The sequence below is a fragment of the Micromonospora sp. NPDC047620 genome, from assembly GCF_043205005.1.
In the GTDB taxonomy this organism is placed as follows: Bacteria; Actinomycetota; Actinomycetes; order Mycobacteriales; family Micromonosporaceae; genus Micromonospora.
This window is the reverse complement of the sequence record NZ_JBIDDG010000014.1, coordinates 60990-87779: the sequence shown is the minus strand read 5'-3', so window position 1 is coordinate 87779 and position 26790 is coordinate 60990. Positions and strand designations below refer to the sequence as shown.

Annotated in this window: 23 protein-coding genes and 1 tRNA gene; 8 read left to right on the top strand and 16 right to left on the bottom strand. The window is 73.0% G+C overall.

The features are described 5' to 3' along the window. Positions 1–16: 16 nt before the first annotated feature. A complete protein-coding gene (gene thrB, locus ACGF5C_RS19010; protein WP_393303276.1) occupies positions 17–961 on the bottom strand; it encodes a homoserine kinase in 945 nt (314 codons plus the stop codon). Positions 962–1103: 142 nt separating this feature from the next. Between thrB and ACGF5C_RS19005 the strand changes: the two genes are divergently transcribed. After that, the gene (locus ACGF5C_RS19005; protein WP_393303274.1) at positions 1104–1688 is read left to right on the top strand and encodes a hypothetical protein; all 585 of its coding nucleotides are present in this window, start codon (positions 1104–1106) and stop codon (positions 1686–1688) included. Between the two features lie 12 nt (positions 1689–1700). On the opposite strand, the gene ACGF5C_RS19000 is transcribed toward ACGF5C_RS19005, so the two are convergent. From ACGF5C_RS19000 to argS, 6 genes are all read right to left on the bottom strand, one after another. Beyond that, positions 1701–2945 (bottom strand): MFS transporter, encoded by a 1245-nt coding sequence (locus ACGF5C_RS19000; protein WP_393303272.1) that lies wholly within the window; start codon positions 2943–2945, stop codon positions 1701–1703. A 115-nt stretch (positions 2946–3060) separates the two neighbouring features. Continuing rightward, positions 3061–6336, bottom strand: a complete 3276-nt coding sequence (locus tag ACGF5C_RS18995) for an efflux RND transporter permease subunit (RefSeq protein ID WP_393303270.1) — start codon at positions 6334–6336, stop codon at positions 3061–3063. A gap of 126 nt (positions 6337–6462) precedes the next feature. Then, on the bottom strand, positions 6463–7512 hold the full coding sequence (gene thrC, locus ACGF5C_RS18990) for a threonine synthase (protein ID WP_350703632.1): 1050 nt from the start codon (positions 7510–7512) through the stop codon (positions 6463–6465). 116 nt (positions 7513–7628) lie between these two features. After that, positions 7629–8942, bottom strand: a complete 1314-nt coding sequence (locus tag ACGF5C_RS18985) for a homoserine dehydrogenase (RefSeq protein WP_393303485.1) — start codon at positions 8940–8942, stop codon at positions 7629–7631. An 8-nt stretch (positions 8943–8950) separates the two neighbouring features. Further along, positions 8951–10336, bottom strand: a complete 1386-nt coding sequence (gene lysA / locus ACGF5C_RS18980) for a diaminopimelate decarboxylase (RefSeq protein WP_393303268.1) — start codon at positions 10334–10336, stop codon at positions 8951–8953. Position 10337: 1 nt separating this feature from the next. Continuing rightward, positions 10338–12002 carry an arginine--tRNA ligase gene (gene argS / locus ACGF5C_RS18975; protein ID WP_393303266.1) on the bottom strand — a complete coding sequence of 555 codons (1665 nt, stop codon included), beginning with the start codon at positions 12000–12002 and terminating at the stop codon, positions 10338–10340. 100 nt (positions 12003–12102) lie between these two features. On the opposite strand from argS, the gene ACGF5C_RS18970 reads away from it, so the two are divergent. From ACGF5C_RS18970 to ACGF5C_RS18955, 4 genes are all read left to right on the top strand, one after another. Further along, entirely contained in the window at positions 12103–12939 is an 837-nt protein-coding gene (locus tag ACGF5C_RS18970; RefSeq protein WP_393303264.1) for a DUF3105 domain-containing protein, read from the top strand. Between the two features lie 8 nt (positions 12940–12947). After that, positions 12948–13607 carry a DUF305 domain-containing protein gene (locus ACGF5C_RS18965; protein ID WP_393303262.1) on the top strand — a complete coding sequence of 220 codons (660 nt, stop codon included), beginning with the start codon at positions 12948–12950 and terminating at the stop codon, positions 13605–13607. Between the two features lie 208 nt (positions 13608–13815). Further along, positions 13816–14508 carry a winged helix-turn-helix domain-containing protein gene (locus ACGF5C_RS18960; RefSeq protein WP_393303483.1) on the top strand — a complete coding sequence of 231 codons (693 nt, stop codon included), beginning with the start codon at positions 13816–13818 and terminating at the stop codon, positions 14506–14508. Between the two features lie 117 nt (positions 14509–14625). Beyond that, positions 14626–14697: transfer RNA gene (locus ACGF5C_RS18955), tRNA-Arg, on the top strand. Between the two features lie 438 nt (positions 14698–15135). Here ACGF5C_RS18955 and ACGF5C_RS18950 read toward each other — a convergent pair. From ACGF5C_RS18950 to ACGF5C_RS18935, 4 genes are all read right to left on the bottom strand, one after another. Beyond that, a complete protein-coding gene (locus tag ACGF5C_RS18950; protein WP_393303260.1) occupies positions 15136–15351 on the bottom strand; it encodes a hypothetical protein in 216 nt (71 codons plus the stop codon). Positions 15352–15969: 618 nt separating this feature from the next. Beyond that, the gene (locus tag ACGF5C_RS18945) at positions 15970–16542 is read right to left on the bottom strand and encodes a GNAT family N-acetyltransferase (RefSeq protein ID WP_393303258.1); all 573 of its coding nucleotides are present in this window, start codon (positions 16540–16542) and stop codon (positions 15970–15972) included. A 70-nt stretch (positions 16543–16612) separates the two neighbouring features. Beyond that, entirely contained in the window at positions 16613–17131 is a 519-nt protein-coding gene (locus tag ACGF5C_RS18940; RefSeq protein WP_393303256.1) for a hypothetical protein, read from the bottom strand. A 266-nt stretch (positions 17132–17397) separates the two neighbouring features. Then, positions 17398–17901, bottom strand: a complete 504-nt coding sequence (locus ACGF5C_RS18935; RefSeq protein ID WP_393303254.1) for a DUF1772 domain-containing protein — start codon at positions 17899–17901, stop codon at positions 17398–17400. 243 nt (positions 17902–18144) lie between these two features. Here ACGF5C_RS18935 and ACGF5C_RS18930 point away from each other — a divergent pair, with 243 nt between their 5' ends. Both ACGF5C_RS18930 and ACGF5C_RS18925 read left to right on the top strand, forming a co-directional pair. Beyond that, the gene (locus ACGF5C_RS18930) at positions 18145–19392 is read left to right on the top strand and encodes a sensor histidine kinase (RefSeq protein WP_393303252.1); all 1248 of its coding nucleotides are present in this window, start codon (positions 18145–18147) and stop codon (positions 19390–19392) included. Then, on the top strand, positions 19389–20051 hold the full coding sequence (locus ACGF5C_RS18925; RefSeq protein WP_393303250.1) for a response regulator: 663 nt from the start codon (positions 19389–19391) through the stop codon (positions 20049–20051). Before ACGF5C_RS18930 ends, ACGF5C_RS18925 begins: the two co-directional genes overlap by 4 nt. Positions 20052–20185: 134 nt before the next feature. On the opposite strand, the gene ACGF5C_RS18920 is transcribed toward ACGF5C_RS18925, so the two are convergent. The 5 genes from ACGF5C_RS18920 to ACGF5C_RS18900 all read right to left on the bottom strand — a co-directional run bounded on the left by ACGF5C_RS18920 (position 20186) and on the right by ACGF5C_RS18900 (position 25525). Further along, the gene (locus tag ACGF5C_RS18920; protein WP_393303248.1) at positions 20186–21145 is read right to left on the bottom strand and encodes a DNA polymerase domain-containing protein; all 960 of its coding nucleotides are present in this window, start codon (positions 21143–21145) and stop codon (positions 20186–20188) included. Between the two features lie 31 nt (positions 21146–21176). After that, positions 21177–21974 carry an isocitrate lyase/phosphoenolpyruvate mutase family protein gene (locus ACGF5C_RS18915; protein WP_393303246.1) on the bottom strand — a complete coding sequence of 266 codons (798 nt, stop codon included), beginning with the start codon at positions 21972–21974 and terminating at the stop codon, positions 21177–21179. Positions 21975–22622: 648 nt separating this feature from the next. Further along, positions 22623–24113, bottom strand: coding sequence for an MFS transporter (locus tag ACGF5C_RS18910; protein WP_393303244.1), 1491 nt, complete (start codon positions 24111–24113; stop codon positions 22623–22625). A gap of 104 nt (positions 24114–24217) precedes the next feature. After that, positions 24218–24985 (bottom strand): SDR family oxidoreductase, encoded by a 768-nt coding sequence (locus ACGF5C_RS18905; protein ID WP_393303242.1) that lies wholly within the window; start codon positions 24983–24985, stop codon positions 24218–24220. Between the two features lie 42 nt (positions 24986–25027). After that, positions 25028–25525 carry a carboxymuconolactone decarboxylase family protein gene (locus ACGF5C_RS18900; RefSeq protein WP_393303240.1) on the bottom strand — a complete coding sequence of 166 codons (498 nt, stop codon included), beginning with the start codon at positions 25523–25525 and terminating at the stop codon, positions 25028–25030. Positions 25526–25719: 194 nt separating this feature from the next. On the opposite strand from ACGF5C_RS18900, the gene ACGF5C_RS18895 reads away from it, so the two are divergent. After that, positions 25720–26643: an RNA polymerase sigma-70 factor gene (locus ACGF5C_RS18895; RefSeq protein WP_393303238.1), complete on the top strand. Its 924-nt coding sequence runs from the start codon at positions 25720–25722 to the stop codon at positions 26641–26643. The last annotated feature ends 147 nt before the right edge of the window (positions 26644–26790 follow it).

Genomic DNA, 26790 nt, shown 5'->3' with positions numbered 1-26790 from the left:
TAAGTCTAGAGCGTAATCAACTCTTCCGACCTGCGGCAACAGGGTCCCGCTCCGCGTGTCCGAGTCTACCCCGGGCAACCCGTGCTCCGTGCCCGTCCGGGTCCAACCGCCAGACCTGCCAGTCTGTTCCCGGATCATAGCCTTCCGGCAACCCGTCCAGGGCCAGGACGGTCGGCCCGGCCCCACTGATCACAGCCGCCACACCGACCTCACGCAACGCCCTGACCAGGGTGGCGCTGCCCGGCATCCCCTCCGCGCGGTAGTCCTGGTGCAGCCGGTCGACGGTGGCCGGCAGCAGCAGCGCCGGCTCGGCGGTCATCGCGTGCACCAGCAGCGCGGCGCGTCCGGCGTTCAGCGCAGCGTCTCCGTGCGGCACGGCGGCCGGCAGCGCGGCCCGCGCCGCCGCCGTCAGGCCGCGCTCCTGAGGCACGAAGACCGTCGGCCGTACGCCGGCGGCGACCGGCAGCGACACCGCCCGGGCCCCGGACGGCTCCGTCCAGGCCAGTGTGAAGCCGCCGAGCAGGCAGGGCGCCACATTGTCCGGATGGCCCTCGATCCCGGCGGCGAGCCGCAGCACGGCGGCGTCGTCCAGCCGGCTCTCCCCGTCGGTCACCAGTGCCCGGGCGAGCAGCACGCCGGCGACGATCGCGGCCGACGAGGAGCCCAGCCCCCGGGCCTGCGGGATGCGGTTGACACACTCCACCGCCAGGCCCGCCGGCTGGCCGCCCAGCGCCTCGAAGGTCGCCCGCATGGCGCGCACCACGAGGTGCCGGTCGTCGGTCGGCAACTCCCCGGCGCCCTGTCCCGTCACGACCACCGTGACGCCCCCCGCCGTGACCTCGGCGGCCACGTCGTCGTAGAGGGCCAGGGCGAGCCCCAGGGCGTCGAAGCCCGGCCCCAGGTTGGCGCTGGTGGCGGGGACCCGGACCCGGACCGGACCGGAGGCGAATGTCGTCGGCACTGGCTCATGCTAGGGCTCCGCACCGACGTCGCGGCCGTCCGCCCGCCGGGTGGGACGGGGCCGCCGCCGGCGGCACCGCGTGGGCGATCCAGCCCGGCGCTGTTCCGCTAGCCTGACCCGACCGACGACGACGGGAGACAGAGTGCTCGGACACCTGGCGACGATGCTGGCCATGCAGGTGCCCACGGTGCTGGTGTTGCTGGTCGGCCTCGTGCTGACCGTGGCGGCGGGGCGTCGGCTGCCCCGCCGGCCTCGGCTGCTGGCCCTGTTCGGCCTCGGCGTGCTGCTCGTCAGCTCGGCGCTCACCCTCGCCTGGGGCCTGCTGGCTCCCCGCCTGATCGACGGCAGCTTCGGATCTTCCGACGGCGAGGACTTCGGATGGTTCGGGTATTCCGACGACGCCGGCTTCGGGTGGCGCGAGTTCCAGCTGGTGAACACGGCGTACAGCGTGGTGATGGCCCTGGCGTACCCCCTCGGGCTGGGCCTGGTGATCGCGGCGGTGCTCGCCGGGCGGCGGGCGACCGGCCCGGCGGCCGTCCCCTCGGGCGGCTGGCCGCCCGCCGGGCCCGCGCCGACCCCCGGGCCCGCGCCGACCCCCGGGCCCGCGCCGACCGCAGCCGGGCAGCCCGCGCCCGGATGGCCCACGGCGGCCCCCGGTCACGCGCCGACACGGTGGGACGGCCTGACCCGGCCGGACGCGCCCACGGGCGGGGCGGGACAGCGCTGACCGGCGGGCGGGTCAGCGGGCCGGGGTCGGGTCCGGCTCCGCGACGGGGTCGGTGAGGGAGAGCCGGCGGGTGGCGATCCGCCAGCCGACCGCGTAGACCAGCGTGACCAGGCCGCAGCCGGCCAGCACCACCCGCTCGTCCACCGTGTCCACCACGGCCGCCACCACGAGCTGGCTGACCGAGATGGCCAGGGTCGCCAGCATCATGTCGGTGGCGAAGACGCGGCCCCGCAACCGGTCGGGCACCTCGCCCTGGAGGGCGAAGTTCGACATCACCCAGTTGCTGCCGCCGGCGAAGTGGGCGACGAAGACCAGGGCCAGCACCAGCGGGAACCAGTCGACGACCGAGATGCCGAGGTAGGCCAGGCCGTAGAGGGACATGGACAGCGCCAGCCCGGACAGCAGCCAGGCCCGGTTGTTCAGCACCCGACGCATCAGGATCGGCCCGACCAGCGCACCCGCCCCGCGGACCGCGAAGAGCAGCCCGGTGCCGACCGGCCCCACGCCGTACACCGCGGCGAGCAGCGGGAAGACCGTCAGCACGCCGTTGCCCAGGCCGACCGCGCTCTTGACGGTGACCAGCCCCAGCACCCTCGGCCGGTGCCCGATGTAGCCCAGCGCCTCGCGGATCGCCGCCCAGGTCTGCTGCGCCGGTCGCCCGGCGTCGCGCGGGGCCTGCAACGGCCGGCGGATCAGCGTGGCCAGGCCCGCCGCGGCCGCCAGGCCGACCACCCCCACCCAGAAGCAGGCGTACGGTCCGACGGCGGCGCTGAGCACGCCACCGAGCGAGGCGCCGACGATGGTCATGGTGCCCCAGGCCGATCCGGCGACGGCGTTGCCCGCGGCCAGCTCGTCGGGGTCGAGGACGTTGGGCAGGGCGGCCTGCGCCGCCGGGGAGTAGAACGCCTTGGCCACCGCCACCACGCCGATCCCCACCATCGCCAGCCAGGCCGTGCCGGCGCTGCGCACCCCGAGCAGCAGGAGCACGCCGAACAGGGCCGCGACGTTGGCCGCGATCATGATCTTGCGCCGGTCGAACCGGTCGGCGACCGTGCCCGTGTAGGGCAGCAGCAACGCCACGACGCCGGTGTCCACGGCGAGCACCAGGGCCCCCCACACGCCGCTGCCGGTCAGGTCCGGCAGGAGCACCAGCAGCGGCACCATGACGAACCAGTCGGCGCCGAAGACCACCAGCTCGGCCAGGACAAGGTTGCGGAAGTTCCGGTTGCGGGCGAGGACCGAGACGGTGGACGGCACGTCCGGACCCTACCGGGCGGTGGCCGGCGCGCCACGGCGTCCGGCGGTTACCTGACCGAACGCGGACGCCCCCGGCGGACGGAACGGGCCGGGGGCGTCCACGGACGTACGGGCGCTACTCGGCCGGTGGCAGCGGCGACCTGCGGCTCTTCGGCAGCCGCAGCACCTCGAACTGGTCCGTGCCGTCCACCAGCGCGGCCGACGGCGCCGGCCGGGCGGCCCCCTCCGCGCCTGCCGACGGCGCCGCGGGCACCGGGACCAGCTCGCCGGCCCGCTCCGCCCCGGCGTCCCGGACGCCGGCTGCGGGGGCCGCCGGAGTCGCGCCGCCGGACCGGCGCGCCCGCCAGGAGCGGATGCTCTCCTTGGCGTGCTCGACCATGGTGTAGAGCGTCGGCACCAGGATCAGGGTGAGCAGCGTCGAGCTGAGCAGACCGCCGATCACCACGATCGCCAGCGGCTTGGAGATGAAGCCGCCCTCCCCGGTGAGGCCGAACGCCATCGGCAGCAGCGCGAAGATGGTGGCGACCGCGGTCATCAGGATCGGCCGCAGCCGGCGCCGGCCGCCCTCGACCACCGCCTCCCGGACCCCCATGCCCTGCGCCCGGTACTGGTTGATCAGGTCGAGCAGCACGATCGCGTTGGTCACCACGATGCCGACCAGCATGAGCACGCCGATCAGCGCCGGCACGCCCAGCGGGGTGCCGGTGGCCAGCAGCAGGCCGATCGCGCCGGTCGCCGCGAACGGGATGGAGATCAGCAGGATCAGCGCCTGGGTCAGGCTACGGAACGTCGCCACCATGATCAGGAAGACGATGGCGATGGCCGCGAGCACGGCCAGGAACAGGTCGGCGAACGCCTCCTCCTGGTCGGCGCTGACGCCGCCGATGGCGAAGGTCGCCCCCGGAACGTCGATGGCGTCCAGCTTCTTCTGCAACTCCTGGGTGGTGGCGCCGAGGTTGGAGGCGGTGGCCGTACCGGTCACCGAGACGCTGCGCTCACCCTCGATCCGGGTCACCTGCTGCGGCCCCTCGGCCACGGTGACGTCGGCGATGTCGTCCAGCTTCACCGGCCCCACCGGCAGCGCGCGCAACTCCTTGACGGAGACCGGCACCTTGCCCGCGAACCGCAGCACCACGTCCCGCTGCCCGCCGTCCAGGGTCACCTGGCCCAGCGGCGCGCCCCGGAACGCCTGCGCCACCAGCTGGCCGACGGCGGCCTCGGTGAGCCCGGCCCGGCCGGCGGCGACCCGGTCGACGGTGACGTCGACGCGCGGCACCCGGGTGGCGAGGCTGGTGGAGACGTCCGCCACGCCCGCCACCCCGGCCATCGCCGCCCGGACCTCCTCGGCTGCCCGGTTCAGCGCCTCCGGGTCGGTGGCCTGGACGACCACCTCCAACTGGTTGGCGGCGGCACCGCCCTGCCCGGCCCCGAAGCTGACCTCGCCGACGGCCGCGCCGAGCGCGTCGATCTCCCGGCGCAGGACCTCCCGCATCTCCTTGGCGTCGGTCTCGCCGCCGAGGGCCAGCGACCATGTGGCGACGTTGTTGCCGCCGCCCGCGAACGGGTTGTCCCCGCCGCCCGCCGTCACCTGGTACGTCTCGATGCCGTCGGTCCGCTCCAGCACCGCCTCGATCTGGCGGGCCGCCGCGTCGGTGCCGGCCAGCCCGGTGCCCGCCGGCAGCTCCTGCGTCATGCTCAGCGTGTCCTGGCCGGAGTCGTCGATGAAGTTGGTCTCCAGCTGACGGGACAGGCCGAACGTGCCGAACAGCACGAGCACGCCGAGCCCCAGGGTGATCCAGCGGGTGGCCCGCTTGCGGGTGGCGAACCCGATCACCGGCAGGTACGCCCGCTGCAACGGGCTGCGCAGCTCCTTCTCCTCCGCCGCCCGGCGCACCGCGGCGTCGTCCATCGTGCCGCCGGTGGGCTTGAGGAACCAGTACGCGAGCACCGGGATGACGGTCAGCGAGACCAGCAGCGAGGCGAGCAGGGCCACGGTGACGGTGATCGCGAACGGCGCGAACAGCTGCCCGACGAAGCCGCCCACCAGCGCGATCGGCGCGAAGACGGCCACCGTGGTGAGGGTGGACGCGGTCACCGCGCCGGCCACCTCGCGGACTGCGGCGAGGATCGCCTCGCGCTTCGGCTCGCCGTACTCCAGGTGCCGCTTGATGTTCTCCAACACGACGATCGAGTCGTCGACCACCCGGCCGACCGCGATGGTGAGCGCGCCGAGGGTGAGCAGGTTCAGCGAGTAGTCGCCGATCCAGAGCGCGATCAGGGCGACCACCACCGAGAGCGGGATGGAGACCGCGGTGACCACGGTGGAGCGGATCGACAGCAGGAAGACCAGGATGACGATGACGGCCATGACCAGGCCCAGCAGGCCCTCGGTGGTCAGGCTCTCGATGGACTTCTCGACGAACGGCGCCTGGTCGAAGACCACGGTCAGCTCGGCGCCGGAGGCCTCCCGCAGCTCGGCCAGCCGGTCCCGGATCTCGTGGGAGATCTCCACCGCGTTGCCGTCGGGGGCCGCGGTGACGGCGATGCCGAGGCTGTCCCTGCCGTTGGTCCGGGTGAGCGCGGTGGCCGGGGCGAGCTGCTGCTCGACGGTGGCCACGTCGCCGAGGCGGACCGGGGCGGCCTTCCCGGCCGACGGCGCGACGACGATGCCGCGCAGGTCGTCCAGCGTGGCGAGCGGGGTCCCCACCTGCACCGGCAGCGCCCGGGTGCCGTCGGCCACCGCGCCGGCCGGCACCGTCACGCCGTTGGTCTTCAACGCGGCGCCGATCGCGGCCGGCTGGAGCTTCGTCGCGGCCAGCTTCGCCGGATTCGGGGTGACCACCACGACGTCGTCCCGGGCGCCGGTCACGTCGACCGACCGGACCCCCTCGATCGCCTCCAGCTCCGGCACGACCGTGCCACGCAGCTTCTCCGCGAGGGCGCGCTGGTCGGCGCCGCCGGACGCGGCGAGCACCACGGCGGGCAGGTCGTCCGTGCTGCCGGCGATGACCTGCGGGTCGACCCCCTCCGGCAGCTGCGTGTCGATCCGGTTGAGCGCGGTCTCCATCTTGTTGACCACGTCGTCCAGGTCGGTGCCGAACTCGTACTGCACCTGGACGGTCGTCGAGCCCTCGCGCGAGGTCGAGGTGACCTTGTCCAGGCCGGGGATGCCCTGGAGGCTGTTCTCGATCGGCTCGGTGACCTGCGACTCGACGACCTCCGGGCCGGCGCCCGGGTACGCCGCCACGATGAACGCGGCCGGGAACTCCAGCGACGGCAGGAGTTGCTGCTTCAGCGACGGAACGGCGAACGCTCCGAACGCCGTGGTCACCACCGCGATGAGGGCGATCAGCCCCCGATTGGCGAGGCTGAATCTGGCGAGCACCGACATCGGCGTGGCTCACTCCTGGAGAGAGGACGGTTGCGGGGCAGGAGAAGTCTCCCGCACCCGCTGCGGCGCGCACCGGCCGCCCCCGCGCCCGGTCCCGCCCACAGGACGGGCGGGACCAGGCGTGGTTCAGGCCAGGTCGAGCGAGCGGGCGGCGGCCAGCGGATCGTTGGCGATGGTGATCGGAGCGGGAGCGGTGGAGATGGCCCACTCCGGGTCCTTCAGGCCGTGCCCGGTGACCGTGCAGACGACCGTCGAGCCGGCCGGGATCCTGCCGGCGGCGGCCTGCTGGAGCAGGCCGGCCACGCTGGCCGCGCTGCCCAGCTCGACGAAGACCCCGACCTCGCGGGCCAGCAGCCGGTACGCGGCCAGGATCTCCCGGTCGGTGACGGCGGCGATCAGGCCGCCGGAGGAGTCCCGGGCGTCCAGCGCCCTGGTCCAGCTCGCCGGGTTGCCGATCCGGATCGCGGTGGCGATCGTGGACGGCTCGCGGACCACCTGGCCGGTGACGATCGGCGCCGCGCCGGCCGCCTGGAAGCCGTACATCTTCGGGGCCCGGGTGGCGTTGCCGTCCCGCAGCTCCTCGGAGTAGCCCATCCAGTAGGCGGAGACGTTGCCGGCGTTGCCGACCGGGAGGCAGTGGATGTCGGGCGCGTCGCCGAGCGCCTCGACGATCTCGAACGCGGCCGTCTTCTGGCCGTGCAGCCGGTCGATGTTGACCGAGTTGACCAGGGCCACCGGGTAGTCCTGGGCGAGCTTCGCCGCCAGCGACAGACAGTCGTCGAAGTTGCCCTGCACCTGGAGCAGCTTCGCGCCGTGCACCAGCGCCTGGGCCAGCTTGCCCAGCGCGATCTTGCCCTGCGGCACGAGCACGGCGCAGGTCAGGCCGGCGCGGGCCGCGTACGCCGCCGCGGACGCGCTGGTGTTGCCGGTGGAGGCGCAGATGATCGCCTTGTTGCCGGCCTCGACCGCCTTGGAGACCGCGAGCGTCATGCCCCGGTCCTTGAACGAGCCGGTGGGGTTGGCCCCCTCCACCTTCAGGTGGACGTCGCAGCCGAGCCGGGCGGAGAGCACCGGCGCGGGCAGCAGCGGGGTGTTCCCCTCGTGCAGGGTCACGACGGGCGTGACGTCGGTGACCGGCAGCCGGTCCCGGTACGCGTCGATCAGACCCCGCCACATGTCGCTCTCCTCGCTCTATCGCCCCGCTGGGCCGGGGGCACCGTCAGCGTGGACCAGCCTGCCCGGCCCGCCCGCGGCGCACCCGTCGTTAACCATCTGGCGAGACGCGAACGCCGTCACGCCCCGCCCTCGACCCGCAGCACGCTCGCCACCGACCGGACGATCTCCAGTCCGCGCAGCTCGCCGACGGTGGCGGCGAGCGCCGCGTCCGGGGCCACGTGGGTGACGATGACGAGGTCCGCGTCCTCGCCCCGGCCGGCCGCGTCGCCGCCCGCCGGACCCTGCCGCACGGTGGCGATCGAGACGTCGTGCCGGGCGAAGACGCCGGCCACCGCCTCCAGCACGCCCGGCCGGTCCGCCACGTCCAGGCTGATGTGGTAGCGGGTGAGCGCCTCCCCCATCGGCCGCACCGGCAGGTCGGCGTACGCGGACTCGCTGGCCGAGCGCACCCCGGCGAGCCGGTTGCGGGAGACCGCCACCACGTCGCCGAGGACCGCGCTGGCGGTCGGCGCCCCACCGGCGCCCCGCCCGTAGAACATCAGCTGCCCGGCCGCCTCGGCCTCGACGAAGACCGCGTTGAACGCGTCGCCGACGCCGGCCAGCGGGTGGGTCAGCGGGATCATCGCCGGGTGCACCCGCACGCTGACCGTCTCCCGGCCGGCGGCGTCGACGCCCCGGGCGGCGATGCAGAGCAGCTTGATGGTGCAGCCCATCGCCTTGGCGCTGGCCACGTCGGCGGCGGTGACCTCGGTGATGCCCTCCCGGTGCACGTCGGCCGCGCCCACCCGGGTGTGGAACGCCAGCGAGGCGAGGATGGCCGCCTTGGCCGCCGCGTCGAAGCCCTCCACGTCGGCGGTCGGGTCGGCCTCGGCGTACCCCAGCTCGGTGGCCTCCTCCAGCGCCTCCGCGAAGCCGGCGCCGGTGGCGTCCATGGCGGAGAGGATGAAGTTGGTGGTGCCGTTGACGATGCCGGTGACCCGGTTGATCCGGTCCCCGTGCAGCGACTCCCGCAGCGGGCGCAGCAGCGGGATCGCCCCGGCGACGGACGCCTCGTAGTAGAGGTCGCCGCCACCCTCGGCCGCCGCGTCGTGCAGGGCCGCGCCGTCCTCCGCGAGCAGTGCCTTGTTGGCGGTGACCACGCTCTTGCCGGCCCGCAGCGACTCGACGAGCCAGCTCCGCGCCGGCTCGATGCCACCGACCACCTCGACGACCACGTCCACGTCGTCGCGCTTGACCAGGCCGAGCGCGTCGGTGGTGAACAGGGCCGGGTCGACGGGCAGGTCGCCCCGGTCGCGGCCGAGACGGCGTACGGCGATGCCGGCGATCTCCAGCGGGGCGCCGATCCGGGCGGCGAGGTCGGCCGACTGCTCGTGCAGCAGCCGGACCACCTCGCTACCGACCGTGCCACAGCCGAGCAGCGCCAGGCGCACAGGTGACGTCATCCCACATCCAATGCGAGCAGGTCCTCTTCGGTTTCCCGCCGGACGATCAGACGTGCCTGGCCGGCCCGCACCGCGACCACGGGGGGCCGGGGCACGTGGTTGTAGTTGCTGGCCATGCTCCGGCAGTAGGCGCCGGTGCCGGGCACCGCGACAAGATCTCCGGGCTGCACGTCGGCGGGCAGGAATTCATCCTTCACCACGATGTCCCCGGACTCACAATGCTTTCCCACCACGCGGGCGAGCATCGGCTCGGCGGCCGACGCCCGGGAGGCCAGCGTCGCGGAGTAGGACGCGTCGTAGAGCGCGGTGCGAATGTTGTCGCTCATCCCCCCGTCCACGCTCACGTACGTCCGGATCCCGTCCACGTCCTTGACCGTGCCGACCTCGTAGAGGGTGAACACGGCCGGCCCGACGATCGCCCGGCCCGGCTCGATCGACAGGTGCGGCACCGCCAGCCGCTCGGCGGCGCACTCGGACTCGACGATCCGGCGCATCCGCTTCGCCAGGTCCTGCGGCGCGGCCGGGTCGTCCTGCGTCGTGTACGCGATGCCGAAGCCGCCGCCGAGGTCCAGCTCGGGCAGTTCCACCCCGCGCGCGTCGCGGATCTGCGCCTGGAGGCCGAGCACCCGGCGGGCGGAGACCTCGAAGCCGCTGGCGTCGAAGATCTGCGAGCCGATGTGCGAGTGCAGTCCGCGCAGCTCCAGCACGCCCTCGTCGAGCACGCGGAAGGCCGCCTCGGCCGCCGCCCCGCCCGCGAGGGAGAAGCCGAACTTCTGGTCCTCGTGCGCGGTGGCGATGAACTCGTGGGTGTGCGCCTCGACGCCGACGGTGACGCGGATCATCACCTTCGGCCGGACGCCCCGCTCCCGGGCCAGCGCGGTGAGCCGGTCGATCTCGTGGAACGAGTCGAGGATGATCCGCCCGACCCCGGCGTCCAGCGCCCGGGTCAGCTCGCCGACCGACTTGTTGTTGCCGTGGAAGCCGATCCGCTCGGGCGGCATTCCGGCTGACAGCGCGGTGGCCAGCTCACCACCGGTGCACACGTCGAGGTGCAGTCCCTCCTCGGCGATCATCCGGACCACGGCGCGGCAGAGGAAGGCCTTGCCCGCGTAGTAGACGTCGACGCCGTCGAAGGCGGTGCGGAAGTCGCGGCAGCGCGAGCGCAGGTCGTCCTCGTCGAGGACGTACACCGCCGTGCCGAACTCGGCCGCGAGGTCGCCGACGCCGAGCCCGGCCACGGTGAGCACCCCGTCGCCGCCGCGCGTCACGTTGCGCGGCCATAGCTGCGGCACCAGCGCGTTGACGTCGGCCGGCGTACGCAGCCACGCCGGTCCCCGGCTGCCGATGTCCCCGTGCAGGGCACCGGCCTCGTGTGCGCGCATGTCACATCCTCTCGGGAGCGGAGACGCCCAGCAGGCGCAGCCCGTTGGCGATCACGGTGCGGGTGGCGTCGTTCAGCCAGAGCCGGGCGCGGTGCAGGTCGCTGGCCTCCTCGTCGCCGCGCGGCAGGATCCGGCACTCGTCGTAGAACCGGTGGTAGGCCCCGGCCAGCTCCTCCAGGTAGCGCGCCACCCGGTGCGGCCCCCGCAGCTCGGCCGCCGTGGCGACCACGGCGGGGAACTCGGCGAGCGCCTTGAGCAGCTCGTTCTCCTTCTCGTGCCCGAGCAGCTCGGGGCGGAACGCCTCGGCGTCGCCCCGGGTCAGCCCCACCTCGGCCGCGTTGCGGCCCACGCTGGCCGTCCGGGCCGCCACGTACTGGACGTAGTAGACCGGGTTGTCGCGGGTGGCCCGGGTCCACAGCTCGACGTCGATGTCGATCGGGGAGTCGCTGGAGTAGCGGGCCAGCGCGTAGCGGGAAGCGTCGACGCCGATCGCGTCGACCAGGTCCTCCAGGGTCACCACCGTGCCGGCCCGCTTGCTCATCCGGACCGGGGCGCCGTCGCGGACCAGGTTGACCATCTGGCCGATCAGGATCTCCAGGTTGCGCTCCGGGTCGTCGCCGAAGCACGCGGCCATCGCCTTCATCCGGCCGATGTAGCCGTGGTGGTCGGCGCCCAGCATGATCACGACCCGCTCGAAGCCGCGCTCGCGCTTGTCGAGGTAGTAGGCGCAGTCGGCGGCGAAGTACGTCCACTCGCCGTTGGACTTGCGCAGCACCCGGTCCTTGTCGTCGCCGAAGTCGGTGGTGCGCAGCCAGGTCGCGCCGTCGCTCTCGAACACCCGGCCCTGCGCGCGCAGCCGCTCGAGGGCGAGGTCCAGCTCGCCCCGGTCGTGCAGGTCCTTCTCGTTGAAGTAGGTGTCGAACTCCACCCCGAAGCCGCGCAGCGAGGTCTTGATCTCCTCGAACATCAGCGCGACGCCCTCGACCCGGAAGACCTCCTGGGCGGCGGCGTCGTCCAGCTCCAGCACGTCCGGACGGATGCCCCGGACCGCGTCGGCAATCTCGGTGATGTACGCCCCGGCGTAGCCGTCCTCGGGGGCCGGCTCGCCCTTCGCGGCGGCGAGCAGGGAACGGGCGAACCGGTCGATCTGGGAGCCGGCGTCGTTGAAATAGTATTCCGTGCCGACGTCGGCGCCGGTGGCGCGCAGCAGCCGGCTGAGCGCGTCGCCGACGGCCGCCCAGCGGACGCCGCCGATGTGCACCGGGCCGGTCGGGTTCGCCGAGACGAACTCCAGGTTGATCCGCTGGCCGGCGAGCCGCTCGCCGCGGCCGTACTCCTCGCCGGCCTCGACGATCGTCCGGGCGAGCTGGCCGGCGGCGGCCGCGTCGAGCCGGATGTTGAGGAAGCCCGGGCCGGCGATCTCCACCGACTTGACCCCCGGAGCCCGCCCGAGCTGCTCGGCGAGGGCGGTGGCCAGCTCGCGCGGCGGGACGCCCACCTTCTTGCTGAGCTGGAGCGCCAGCGTCGAGGCGTAGTCGCCGTGCTCGGGGTTGCGAGGTCGCTCCACCGCCGTGGAGTCCGGCAGGGCGGAGCGGTCCAGGCCCCGCTTGGTGAAGACGGCGTGGGCTGCGGAGAGGACGACCTCGGCGAGTTCTGCGGGAGTCACCGATCCATGTTATCGGGGGTAGACTCGGCACCCGCGGCGGCGACCCAGAGTGTGAAACCGGCCCGCCGGATCCCCTGACCGACCGACCTGACGAGGCACGATGAGCATCAGCACACCGGGTGGCGGCCCCGAGCGCCGTCCGACCACCGTCAGCACCGGCAAGAAGCCGGCGGCGGGCCGGCCGGCCGCGGGCGCCGGCAAGGCCGGGTCCGGCAGCGCCAAGGCCGACTCCGGCAACAAGGCCGGGTCCGGCAAGCCGACGGGTCCCCGCCCGGGCGCCGGGGGCAAGGGCCGCAAGCCGGTCACGCCGGTGAAGGTGAGCCAGGGCCGCTCCTGGGGCCCCATCGCGCTCTTCGTCGCCGTGGGCGTGCTCGCCGTGTCGATCATCGGCTACGGCGCCTGGGCGTCGTTCCAGGGCTCCAAGCCCTGGGAGGACCGGGCGGCCGACATCCAGGGCATCGTCAACTTCCGCGAGAAGGACAAGGACCTCGTCACGGGCGGCAACCACCAGACCGGCCCGATCACCTACTCGATCCTGCCGCCGGTGGCCGGCCCGCACAACGCGGCTTGGCAGAACTGCATGGGTGACGTCTACGACGCCCCGGTCGCCAACGAGCACGCGGTGCACAGCCTGGAGCACGGCACGGTGTGGATCACCTACCGTCCCGACCTGCCCGCCGACCAGGTGGCGAAGCTGACCGAGAAGGTGCAGGGCAAGGAGAAGATGATGCTCAGCCCGTTCGAGGGGCTGGACAAGCCGATCTCCCTGCAGGCCTGGGGCTACCAGCTCAAGGTCGACAACGCCGGCGACAGCCGGATCGACGACTTCATCAAGGCGCTGCGGGTCAACGCCTCGGTCGAGGGGCCGACCGCGCTGTGCAGCCAGGGCATCACCGCCACCGGCACCGCGCCGCGCGACGGCAACCAGATGGGCTGAGGAGAACGATGAGCACCCCGACCATGATCGATACCGCCGAGCCGGCCGCGCCGGAGGAGCGGCGGCCGTCCGCGCGCCGCTGGGGCACCGCCGCGCTGGCTCTCGCCGTCGTGGTCGGGTTGCTCCTCGGGTACGCCGGCGGCCTGCTGACGCCCGGGCTCACCCGGCCGGGCGAGACCTCGGCGGAGGCGGGCTTCGCCCGGGACATGACGACCCACCACGCGCAGGCGGTGGAGATGGGCCTGATCGCCTTCGACAGGGGCACGGACCCGGAGGTCCGCAGCATCGGCGGCGACATCGCCACCGCCCAGCAGGGCGAGCTCGGCATCATGCAGGCGTGGCTGCGCTCGTGGGGGCTCGACCCGGCGGGCAGCGAGCCGCCGATGTCCTGGATGTCCGACGGCGCCGGCCTGGTCAAGAACGGGCTGATGCCGGGCATGGCCACCCCCGAGGAGATGGCGAAGCTGCGCGCGGCCGACGGCCGGGAACTGGACGTCCTGTTCCTGCAGATGATGATCAAGCACCACCTGGGCGGCATCCACATGATCGACGGCGTGCTCGACGCCAGCGACGAGCCCGACGTCGTCCGGACGGCCCAGACCATGAAGAACACCCAGCGCAAGGACCTGACCAACCTGCAGAACGCGCTGAAGCGCCTGGGCGGCTGACCCGCCCCCGCCGCACCGCTCATCCGTCGAGAGGTCCGCGTCGCGCCGGTTCACCCGGCCGACCCGGACCTCTCGCCGTTCCCGCCGGAGCCCGTGCCCGGTTTGGCATTATACGCGAACTAGCGACCGGCATGACCGATTGCCTCACTAAGGGAGTTTTCTCCACACATATCGTGACCAGTTGCGATTCGGGCTCGTTGCGCAGGACGTGGGGGTTGCACTGAGAGACGCACGGCGTTCGGTCACCAGTTGGTGCCGACGCCACACCATCGGCGGTGACGGGGCGGTGGCAGCCGTCCGTCGCGGACAGCGGCAGGGCGAGCCGGGAACGCTCAGCCGCGAACAGGAACTCGAACTGATCGACGCCCTGCGGGGCGTCTACCCCGACGAGCTGGGCCTGGACGAGGAACTGTGGACGCGGCAGAGCCTGCACACCCTCATCCAGCGCCGCTTCGAGCTGCCGATGGACGCCGGGGCGGTCGGGGCGTACCTGCGGGCCTGGGGGTTGGGCCCGCGGGAGCCCCGGGAGCGGGCCTGCGGGCTCTGCGTGGGCGCGGTGGAGCGCTGGGTGCGCAGCGAGTACCCGGCCATCACCCGGGCCGCCCAGGAGCACCTCGCCGAGGTCTACTGGATCGGCCGGGTACGCCTGCGCGGCACCATGCCGGCGGCGGACGTCATCTCCGCCGTCTCGTCCCGCGGCCGGGTGCGCTTCATGATCACCACGCCGTCGGTCGACCCGCCGCTCCCCCGCGACTTCGTGCTGCGGCTCAGCGGCGAGGAGCAGCGGACGGTGCACCTGATCGTCGACGGCTCCTGGCCCCGCAACGAGTGGCCCCGCCGGCTGCCCCGCCGCATCGTGCTGCACCCGCTGCCCAGCTGCGGCCGCGCCGTCGCCGCCTGACCCGCGCCGGCCAGGCCTTTCGGTCCCGCTCCCACCCGGGTCGGCGACACGAGGACGATCACCGGATACCGATTCGGCGTTCCGGGGAGGCATTTGCTAGTCTTCTCAAGTCGCTGAGCCCCCGTAGCTCAGGGGATAGAGCACCGCCCTCCGGAGGCGGGGGCGCAGGTTCGAATCCTGCCGGGGGCACACTTGCTAAGGAAGCCGCGACCAGCACGAAAAGGCCGTTGACCAGGAAAACCCGGTCAGCGGCCTTCATCGTATGTCCGGCCATGTCCGGCCGTCAGCGGCCCGTGGCAGGCGTCTGTGCCACATGCGTGCCGAAGTCTCGGCGCGGGTCGGTCGTGGCCTAGGGCTCGCTCGATGCGCTGCCGGAGAGCTGCGTCACCGCCGTCCAGGCACTTGGCGTAGCTCCTCAAACAGCACCTCGACGGACTGCCCGGCCCACTCGGCTACCCGGTCGGCGGCAAACCCCCGTTGAGCCACGTCGACACGGCGGCGTGCCGCAGGTCGTGCGGCGTTCGCCTGCGTCCTTACAAGGGCTTCGCCGCAGCTCACGAACGGTGCCGGATGGCGTCGGACGTCCGGTCGCAGACCTCGCCTGCGGCAGTACGTCTGCGGATCGTCTCAGGATTCCAGCTTGCCCCGCAGGTGGCGCGCAACCGCCACCAGCATCTCATCCTTCCGAAAATCGGCGTGAGAGGCCCCGGAGCCCTGGTTGGTGATGGCCATCTGAACGAGATACTGACCGAATCTGAGCCAGTAGGAAGAAATTCTGCAATCAGCGCCTCGACCATGAACGCAGATAGAGGCCGCATCATCGGCGTCAACCAGCTGGATCATAGATGAGGAAGTATGAGGGAAGTCATCCCGGTAGCCGCTTTCCGGACTGTCCTGCAACCACGCGACTCGGCCCCAAAACGGGTTCCTTGCCTTGGTGATTTCGAGCCGGACACTGACACTCCTGTCACCGACCTGCCACCGCCGAACCTGCGTGTCGGCGTCAGTCGGCAGATCGAAATTTCCTCCCGCGTCAGCGCCTCCGGCACGAACTCGTCGATGGTCTCCGCCGGAACAAGTAAATCCTCGGCCGCAATCTGCCGATTCTCGGGCCACACCACGACGGGCACGACCCAAGAGAGAAACGCGACTGCGGCGGCAGCAACAAACAATGCCGCCGCTATCGCATTCCCCCGCCACGTCTACGCGCTACGGAGCATCATTCCGCACATGGTAGTCGGTCGTCTCAGCGAGGCGCGGAAGCAGCTTACGGACCTCCAGGTCGAGAACCTCAGGGGTTACGCCCCTTGCGTCAGGACGGCTGCAGCGGCCACAGCGGCGCGGAGTCGCCAGGAACGCGAGGCAAGGGGCAGCGCGATCATGCGCCGAGACTAACGATCGGATCATGATCCGCTGAGGACGCATGCGGGGGGCTATGACGGCGCCGCCCAGATGACGGCCTCAGCCGCCTGGATTCGCGGCGCGTGACCGCCATTCGCGGGCCAGGACGGCGAAGACGAGCCGGTCGGCCCACTCTCCCCGGAAGAGGTAGCTGTCGACGTGGTGCGCCTCCTGGCGCATGCCGAGCCGGATCGTCAGGCGGGCGGACGCCTCGTTCCGGCCGTGGCACTGGGCGTAGATCCGGTGCAGCCCGAACTCGTTGAAACCACAGTCCACGAGAGCCGTAGCGGCTTCCGTGGCCAGCCCGCGACCCCCGTGGTCGGGGTGGAAGACGTACCCGAGTTCCGCCGTGCGGTCGCGCCGGCTGCGCCAGACCAGTTCCACGGTCCCGATCACCCCGCCATCGGTGGCCACGGCCAGAGTCAGGCAGTCTCCCTCCGCGCGCAGCGCGTCCTCGCCCGCCATGGCGAGCACCGACGCCCGCGACTGCTCGCGGGTACGCGGCTCGGCGCCGAGCATCCAGCGGACGACGTCGGGTCGGCGCTGATACGCGTACACGTCGTCGAGGTCGTCCAGCGTGACCGGGCGGAGGGTGAGCCGCGCGGTACGAATCGGGTACGTCGGCCGGAACATCAGGCGATCCCAGGGAAGCCGAGGCCGGCATGGCGCCGCGATGCCGGCGCCCGGGAGGCGGGCACGGGCCTCACTCGACAAGCCGATCCTCGACGAACTGCAGCCTCTTGAGCACCTTTCCTTCCTTGCTCTTGTCGTAGATGTCGTACTTTTTCTGCGGGTCGGTGTCCGACCACTTCGTTGCCGCTATGAGATCGTTCCTGTGATGTTCCAGCCGGTCCGTGCTCATATAACCTTCATCGGGCTGCCAGTCCCTCGGCAAGTCGTCGCTCTCCCGGTAGAAGTACATGTGGAAGAACCGGGTCTTTCCCTCTGCTGATTTGATTCCCTCTTCGATCGGGTGCTCCTCACCGTACTTGTCCACCAACTCCTTCAGTTCGGTCAGGTCTTCGGGTGGGTTCAGGATCATGTAGTGCTTCCTGACGGTCACCTCTTTCTCATCCGCTCTGCCGAAGACCTCTTCCGTGTTCTCGATCTCGAAGATCCTGGTCTCCCCCGAATCCTCGTTCCCCGCGCATCCGACCAGGCTCAACGGGACGAAGAGCACACCAACGATCAAGGCGAGAATCCTCGCACTGGCTCTGGTCACCAAAATCCTCCTCAAGATCGGGCTCGCCGCCCGCGCCCGACCGGGTCCGCGAGGCGTGACACGACGGCGGCGAGGGCCGCTGCGGCGCGGAATCGCCATGAACGCGAAGCGAGGGGCCGCGCGATCATGAGCGGGACATTACCTAACGGATCATGGTCGACACAGGACACGTGCCGGCCGTACGGGGAGGCCGGTTCGGATCCTGCCGGGGCACGCGAACACGAACGGGGCGGACGCTTACGCGTCCGCCCCGGTGGTCGTCCCGCTCAGGTCCGTGGCGCGGTGTCCCGAGCCCAGCGCAGCAGCGCGGTGAAGGCCAACGCGGACGTCACCGCGCCGCCCACGAGACGCACGCGGTGCCCGGCGACGAACTCCGCGGCGACCTGGCGCAGGTACTCCGGGGAATGCGTGCCGACCGGGTCGACGAACATGATCTCGTTGCGCGGCCAGAAGAAGAACACGGAGAACAGGAACTCACAGCCGACGAACACCGCCGCCGCGCCGCCGATCCACCACCGCAGCCGGGGGTTCCGCCAGGTGAGCACCACCGCGGCGAGACAGGTGAGGACGACGGCGGCGCCGAGCGGCGGGAAGTAGTCACTCGGCCCGCCCGCCACGAGGAACTCGCGGGCACGGTCCAGCGACGCCGGCGGGTCGTCGAAGATGTTCGGGTAGAGCATCACGGTCTCGGCGGCGACGCCGCCGAACGACAGCATCGACGCCCACACCAGAGCGACGAGCACCGTCCAGGTCAGCCTGTTGCGGGTCATGGTTCCTCCTGCCGATCCGCCGCGCCGTCCCGGCGCCGTCCGCGTGGTCGTCGTCGACGCTAGGCCGGCTGCCGCCACCGGTCTGCCGCCCGGAAGCGCGAATCCGGGTCGCTTCCCGGCGTGCGCCGGCGCCGGCCGGTCGCCCGTCCGCGCGATCGCGGTCGCTTCCCGACGTAGCCGGCGGCCGCGATCGGACGCGCCCGGGCGACAGTGCCGGCGCCCGGTTGGTCCTACGCTCGTGGCGTGCCGGTATCCCGCCCCAACCGCACCGACGCCCTGCTCGGCCTGTCCACCTTCTGCCTGGTCGCGGCGGCCGTGGCCACCGGCGACGCGCCGGGTGCCCCGGCGGCGTACGGATTCGCGGTCGGCTTCGGGGCTCTGCTGCTCGCCGCCCGGGCCCGGCCCGTGCCGGCGCTGCTGGCGACCGCGCTCGGCATCACGGCGTACTACACGCTGGACCTGCCGCCGATCGGCCTGGCCGCGCCGGCCGCCGCCGTCCTGTACGCGGCGGCGGAACGGGGCCGGGCGCTGTGGGCGGCGGTGGTCGGCGGGGCGTTGTTGGCGGCGTCGGTGGCATCGCGGCTGGCCGAGGGCGACGACGCCGGCATCGTCCTGGGCTTCGGCCTCGGGTCCGAGGCGGCGCTGATGCTGGCCGTCGTCGCGCTGGGCGACGCCGTCCGTCACCGCGGCTCGCTGCGGGCCGAGCTGGCCCGGCAGGTGGTCGCGGCCGCCGAGGAGCGGCGGCGGGAGGCCGCCCGGCAGGTCGAGGCCGAGCGGCTGCGCATCGCCAGGGAGGTGCACGACACCCTCGGGCACACGATGTCCGTGGTCACACTCCAGTCGGCGGTGGCGCAGGAGGCGCTCGCCGACCGGGCACCGGAGCGGGTGGACGCGGCGCTGGCGGCGATCCGGTCGGCGGGCGGCAGCGCGATGGCCGAGCTGCGCGCGACGCTGGGCACCCTGCGCGGCGACACCGGCGTCCGCCGGCCACCGCCGGGGGTCGACCAGCTCGCCGCCCTGGCGGAGGGCGTCCGCCGCAGCGGGCTCGCCGTCGACCTGCGCGTCGACGGCGACGTCGGCGCGCTGCCGGCGGTCGTGGGCACGACCGCCTACCGGGTCGTGCAGGAGGCGTTGACAAACGCGCTGCGACACGCGCGGGCCACGAGGGTCGACGTCACCGTCCGGGCGACCGGCTCCCACCTGGCGCTGGAGGTCGTCGACGACGGCCGGGGCGCCGCCGCGCCGCCCGGGGAGGGCGGTGGGAGCCAGGCACCGGGCGGCGGGGGCCCGGTGCGGAGCGGTGGCAGCCAAGGGCTGTGCGGCGGGGGGCTGGCACCGGGCGGCTTGAGCCAGCGGGGCGGCGGGAGCCAGGGGCTGCGCGGGATGTCCGAGCGGGTCGCCCTGCTCGGCGGGACCGTCCACACCGGCACCGCCGGGACGGGCGGCTTCCGGGTGTCCGTCCGCCTGCCCCTGTCCGGGCCCCCGCCGTGACGACCCTCCGCGTCGTCCTCGTCGACGACCAGCATCTCATCCGCGCCGGGCTTCGCGCGTTGCTCGAACGCGACCCGGACATCACCGTCGTCGCCGAGGCCACCGACGGCGCCGCCGGCCTGGCCGCCGTCCGGGCCTACCGGCCGCACGTCGTCCTCATGGACGTCCGCATGCCGGGCACCGACGGCATCGAGGCCACCCGGCGCATCCTGACCGACCCCGGCCTCGCCGACGTACAGGTGGTCATGCTGACCACCTTCGACGACGACGAGTACCTCTTCGACGCCATCCGCGCCGGGGCGGCCGGATTCCTGCTCAAGGACACCGCGCCCGACGCCCTGCGCGCCGCCGTACGCACCGTGGCCGGCGGGGACGCGCTGCTGTCGCCCGCCGTCACCCGCCGGGTCCTCGCCGCCGCCGCCCGCTCCCCCGTGCCCGACGGCACCCGGCTCGCCGGGCTCACCGAGCGGGAACGCGACGTCCTCGCCCAGGTCGGCGCCGGGCGGTCCAACGCGGAGATCGGTGCCGCCCTGCACCTCAGCCCGGACACCGCCCGCACCTACGTCAGTCGCCTGCTCGCCAAGCTGCACGCCCGGGACCGGTCCCAGCTCGTCGTGATCGCCTACGAGAGCGGGCTCGTCCGACCCGGCGAGCGGTAGCGCGGGCGGAGGCGCCCCGGCGGGCCCACAGGCCCCGGCGGCGCGGCGGCCGCACGTCAGCCGCCGGGGAAACGCACGCACGTCAGCCGCCGGCGCGGCGGCCGCACGTCAGCCGCCGGGGATGCACGCGTACGTCAGCCGGCGGCGCGGCGGGCGCGGGCCCGGCGCTTGCCCTCGTGCATGGCCTGCACCCGCGCGATCGGGATGGTGTGCCCCTCCGCGACCAGGTCCGCCGGGAGCTGCTGCGGCGCGGGCATCCGCTCGGCCCACGGGTCGCGGTCGGCGACCAGCGCCGGGACGGTGCGGATCGTGAAGTCCGCCGGGGAGACGTCGCCCAGGTCGGCCCAGTCCACCGGGAAGGACACCGGCACGCCCGGCCGCAGCCGGGGACTGTAGGCGGCCACCACGGTCGCCCCGCCGGCCCGCGTCGAGTCCACGAACACCTTGCCGCCCCGGTCCTCCCGGATGAAGGCGGTGGTGGCCAGCGCCGGGTCCAGCCGTTCGGCGCGGGCGGCGACCGCCCGGGTGGCGGCGGCCATGTCCTCCACGGCGGCGCCCGCCGCGACCGGCACGAAGACGTGCACGCCCTTGGCGCCGCTGGTCTTGACCGCGCCGGTGAGCCCGGCGTCGGCGAGCGCCTGCCGGACCAGCAGGGCGGCGGCCACCGCCAGCCCGAACGAGTCTCCCTCGGGCGGGTCGAGGTCGAGCACCAGATGGGTGGGGCGGTGCAGATCGTCCACCGTGGCGAGGGTGGGGTGGTACTCCACGGCTCGCTGGTTGGCGAACCAGAGCAGGGTGCGCCGGTCGTCGCAGAGCGCGTACGAGACCTCGCGGTGGGACGCCTCGGCCCAGACGGAGGTGCGGCGGACCCAGTCCGGGGTGTACTTCGGCAGGTTCTTCTGCATGAACGCGGGCTGCCCGGGCCGGACCCGGATCACCGACAGCGGCCGGCCCCGCAGCGGCGGCAGGATCCGCTCGTGGACGGCGTCGAGGTAGTCGACCAGGTCCCGCTTGGTCGCGTCGTCGCCATCGGACAGCGGCTGGTCGAGGTTGGTCAGCGACACGCCGTCCCGGGTCTCGTCAGCGCGACTCATCCGATTACTTTCCCGGCCCGGCGGCCGGCGGTCAACCGGACGCGGCGGGGTGATCCCCGACGAACGGGTCGCCGCCGGCCCGGACGACGTCGAGCAGCCGGGCCGTGTGTGCGCGGGCGGCGTCGTACACGCCACCGCCGTAGCTGACCCGGGCGACCCCGAGCGCGGCCAGCTCCGACACCGCCGGCGCGCCGGGGCGGGCCAACGCGTTCAGCGGGCCGGGCACGGCCTCCACCAGCGAGGACAGCGCCGCCGGGTCGGCGAGCAGGATCGGGTAGACGCAGTCCGCGCCGGCGGCCAGGTAGCGCGCGGCACGGCGCGCCGCCTCGTCGAGCGGGCCGGCGAGGTCCTCCGCGGGGCGGAGGAAGACGTCGATCCGGGCGTTGAGCACCACCGGGACCCCGATCACGTCGGCCGCCGCCCGGACCGCGGCCAGCAGGTCGGCCTGTTCCCCGGCGTCGACCAGCCCGCCGGTGCGCGGGTCGGAGTCCTCCAGGTTGAGCCCCACCGCCCCGGCGTCGAGCAGCCGCTCGACCAGCTCGGCCGGGCGCAGCCCGTACCCCCGCTCCAGGTCGGCGGTGACCGGGACGGCGACCGCGCGGGCGACGCGGGCCACGGCGGCGAACATCTCCCCGGGCGGGGTGGCCTCGCCGTCGGCGTGGCCCAGCGACTCGGCGACGGCGCTGCTGCTGGTGGCGACGGCCGGGAAGCCCGCGGCGGCGACCCGGCGGGCGGAGCCGGCGTCCCAGGCGTTGGGCAGGACCAGCGGGTCTCCGGGCCGGTGCAGCGCGCGCAGCGCCGCCGCCCGGCCGGCGAGGGTGTCGATCATGCGCCCATTCTCGGCCGGCGGTGGCCCGGCTCTAAGCTCCAATCCCGTGCCGATGGACTGGGCCGCTTTCGGCGTCGACCTGCACCTGGAGCTGGACGCGTCGACCGGCCGCCGGGCCGGGCTGGAGCGGGCGCTGCGCGACGCGGTCCGGGACGGGCGGCTGGGCCCGTCGACCCGGCTGCCCGCCACCCGGGCGCTCGCCGCGCAGCTCGGCCTGTCCCGGGGCACGGTCAGCGCCTACGGCTACGGCGACCCGCGCGGGCGGGTCGAGCTGCGCACCGCGCCCGCCGGTTACCTGGGCCGCGCCCGGGGCGTCCTGGCCGACCCTGACCGGATCGTGGTCACCACCGGGTACGCGCAGGCGCTCGTCCTGCTGGTCGCCGTGCTGCGGGACGCGGGCCGGCCGAGGCGGAGGTGCTGGCCGAGGCCGCCCGCCACGGACTGGCGCTGGATGCCCTCGGCCGGCACCGGCACGCCCCCGGGGAGCACCCGCAGGGCCTGGTCGTCGGCTACGCCACCCCGCCCTCGCACGCCTATCCGGCCGCCCTCGACGCGCTGGCCCGCGTGCTGCGCATCCCCAGCACCGGCGAGCCCCGCTACCTCCCCAGCTCGTGCGGCGCCGGCACGCGGGGCGACCCGGATGGGCCCTCAGGCGGATACGAGCAGCGGCTCGGCGCTCCCGGCGCCTTCGGTGGCTGCGTGGCGACCGGGGCGTGTGGCGTTCATCAGCACGGCGACGATCAGCGCGCCAACCGCGATGATCCCCGCGGCCCAGGCGCTGGCCGCCCCGAAGCCCTCCACCATGGCCTGCCTGGCGACGGCCGGGCCCGAGCCGTGCGAGGCCAGGTAGTCCACGGTCACGCCGGTGGCGATGGTGTTGAGCAGCGCGGTGCCGATCGAACTGCCGATCTGCTGCGCGGTGTTGAAGCTGGCCGAGGCCACGCCCGAGTCGCCCTGGTCGATGCCGTGGGTGGCGTAGTTGAGGGCCACCGGCATGATCATGCCCGCGCCGAAGCCGAGCAGAAGCTGCGCGACCAGTATGCCGCCGGCGTAGCCGGTGCCGGCGTCGAGGGTGAGCATCCATAGCATGCCGCAGCAGCTGATGAGCATGCCGGGCACGATCAGCGCCCGCGGCGGGAGCTTGGGCAGCAACCGGGTGGCGAGGCCGCCGGCCGACATCAGGACCGCCGTGACCATCGGAAGGAAGGACACGCCCGTTCTGACCGGCGAGTATCCCTTGACGACCTGCATGTAGTAGGTCATGAAGAGGAACGCCCCGAACATTCCGATGACGGCCATGCCGACGGACAGGTAGGCACCGGCGCGGGTGCGGTCGGCGATCACCCGCAGCGGCAGCAATGGCTGCCGCACCCGGCTCTCCACGAGGGCGAAGGCGGCGAGCAGTAGCGCGCCGGCGGCCAGCAGGCCGATGACCTCCGCCGAGCGCCAGCCGGCGGACTCGGCCTGGCTGGTGGCGTACACGATCGCGACCAGCCCGCCGGTCACCAGCAGCACGCCGGGTATGTCGAAGCGGGCCTTGCCCGCGCGCCGCGACTCGGCGAGCACCGCGTACCCGCCGATCGCCGCGATCAGCGCCAGGGGGATGTTGACGTAGAGGCACCAGCGCCAGTCCAGGTAGTCGGTCAGTGCCCCGCCGGCCAGCAGCCCGACCGCGCCGCCCGCGGCGGAGATGGCGCCCCAGATCCCGAAGGCCTTGGCGCGGTCCCTGGGCTGGGTGAACGTCACCGTCAGCAGGGAGAGCGCGGACGGCCCGAGCAGCGCGCCGAATGCGCCCTGCAGGACGCGGGCGGTCAACAGCATCTCGAAGTTGGTCGCCGCGCCGCCGAGCGCCGACGCCGCGGTGAAGCCGAGCAGCGCGACCAGGAAGGCCCGCTTACGGCCGGTGTAGTCGGCGATCCGGCCGCCGAGCAACAGCAGGCTGCCGAACGCCAGCGTGTACCCGGTCAGGATCCACTGCCGGTCGCCGTCGGAGATCCCCAGGTCGCGCTGGAGCGACGGCAGCGCGATGTTCACGACGGTCGCGTCCAGGATGATCATGAGCTGGCCCAGCCCGATGAAGAACAGCGCGGCCCAGCGGCGCGATGTGACCGCCGGAGCCTGCGCCTTCGTGTGTGCCATGACTTTCGTCCTCACTAGTTGGTGTCGCGCGCCGCGGGATCGTTCGCGCGGCGGCTCGGTACCGAGACCGGTGAGCCGGCCGGGCGCGGCCGGCCCCGGCCGGGTCAGGGTTGGGTGTCGAGCCACTCCTGGAAGGTGGGTCCGGCGAGCTTGGCGTGCGGGCCGGGCAGGAGCCCTCCGCCGGCGGCGTACTCGGCGTCGGGCAGGTTGGGGTTGTCGACGCCGACGACCTTGATGTTCCGGCGGGCGCCAAGGAGTTTGGCCGCCTCGGCGAGGTTCTCCTTGCGGGGTCCGGCGATCTCGGGGATCGGCGTTCCCGGAGCGGGCCGGGCGGGCGCGTCGGGGTCGGTGGCCAGGTCGACCAGCGCCTTGGCCACCGTGCGAGCCGCGACGAGTTGGCTGGGCCAGGCCGGGACGTAGGCGACGTCGCCTTGCCGCCAGTCCAGGAACTGACCGACGAATTCGTGGAACTGCGCGGCCCGCAGGATGCGGACGGGGAGGAGTTCGGCGAGGTGGAGTTCCTCGTGCACCTTCTTGGCGGTGCCGAAGCCTGCGGTGGCCTTGTCGATGCCGATGATGGACGCGACGGTGATCTGAGCGACTCCCGCCTGCTGGCCGGCCTTGTGCAGGTTGCGGGCCGACGTGCGGAAGAACTCCGTCGCCGCAGGCTGCTCGGAGGCGTGCCACGACGCGACGTCGATGATGATGTCGACCCCGGTGAGGGCCTCGGCGAGGCCGTCACCGGTGATGACGTCCACGCCGGTGGCCCGGGACATCGGAACGACCTGGTGCCCCCGTTCGGTGAGGACGTCGACGACGTTGCGTCCCAGCCGGCCGGTCGCTCCGGCCACTGCGAACTTCCTGATGCTCATGCGCCGTGCCTTTCTGATACGCGATCGGATGCCTGGTGAGCACTACTCGCTGTAGTTCTGGCCGGGGGGCATGCCGGGGATCGGCTTGGCGATGAGAGCTGCTGGGGTGAAGAAGCCGATGTGGGCGATCGCCATGATCAGCGTCCAGAGCGCCTTGTCGTCGTAGTGCGCGGACGCCTTGACGTGCAGCGCGTCCGGGACGCGCTCCCCGGCCGGGTTCGGGGTGAGCACGGCCTCCACGAGCTCCAGTGCGACCCGTTCGGCGTCGGTGAAATACGGGGCGTCCCGCCAGGTCGCCACGGCGGTGATCCGCTCCTCGGATTCCCCGGCCGCGCGGAGGTTGCCGGTTTCCCGAATGGTGAAGTACGTGCTACCGAGGATCTGCCCGGCGCGGAGCTGCAGCAGGCCGACGGTGGTCGGTGGAATGGCGCCGTTCCGGAAGACCTTGTGCATGCCTTCGGCGATTTCGGCCACCTCGGGGATGAACGCGAGGGGGTTGGGCATGCGCGACCGGAGCTCGGTCGTCGTGGGCGTGGACATGGTGAGGTCGTCCCTTCTCGATCTCGGACCGGACCGTTCGTGTGGCGTCCGGACGAGCACGAGACGTCGACTCGCCGTTCCCCGTGACAGCACGGTCGTGTGAGGTGGACCATCGATCATGGGTGTCACAGAACGGCCTAGACCGGCGTCATGTGCGTGTGGCAGAGCCGGGAGCGAACAGGCAGGAGCGGGGCATGAGCGAGCGTGCCGAGCGAACGACGGACACCGCCGAGCCGCCGCTGGACTCCGCCACCGAGGCGTTCCTCGCCCACCGCAACCTGCTGTTCACCGTCGCCTACGAGATGCTCGGTTCGGCCGCTGACGCCGAGGACGTCCTGCAGGAGACGTGGCTGCGATGGGTGGGCGTCGATCCTGGCACCGTGCGGGAGGAGCGCGCCTACCTGGTGCGGATCGTCACCCGGCAGGCGCTGGACCGGCTGCGTGCGCTCGGTCGGCGCAAGGAGTCGTACGTCGGGCCGTGGTTGCCCGAACCGTTGCTGACCGCGCCCGACGTGGCCGAGGACGTCGAGCTGGCCGACAGCGTCTCGATGGCGATGCTGGTGGTGCTGGAGACGCTTCAGCCGATCGAGCGGGCGGTGTTCGTGCTGCGCGAGGTGTTCGATCTGGACTACGACGAGATCGCCGAAGCCGTCGACAAGACCCCCGTCGCCGTCCGCCAGATCGCCCACCGGGCACGGGCACACGTCGCCGCCCGCCGACCACGCGGCATCGCCTCCCCGGCCGAGACCCGAGCCGCCCTCCAGGCCTTCCAACGAGCGGTCGAAACCGGCGACCTGCAGAGCCTGCTCGACATCCTCGCGCCGGACGTCGTCGCCCTGAGCGACGGCGGCGGAATCAGACATGCCCTGCTGCGGCCCGTCGTGGGGGTCGGCAAGGTGGCTCGCTTGCTGGCGGTCGGCTGGTGGAAGCGCGACGCCGAGAGGTCGGTCGAGTTGGTACAGGTCAACGGTGGCCCGGGTCTGCTCGTCCGGGTCAACGGCGAGCTCGACGGCGTGCTGGCGGTGCGGGTCGACGACGGCTACGTCACCGGCCTCTACCACGTACGCAATCCCGAGAAGCTGTCGCGCGTCGACCGACAGACCGCCGTGAGCCGCTGAGGCCGCAACGACCTACCGCGTCGATCGTCCGAGCCTCGATGCGCCGCGCCAGTCGAGCCACCTGACCTCGGCCGACCGCACCCGCGCCCGGGCCACCGCCGGCCCGGGCGCGGAGCCGCCGCCCGACGAGCCACACGACGCCGGGAG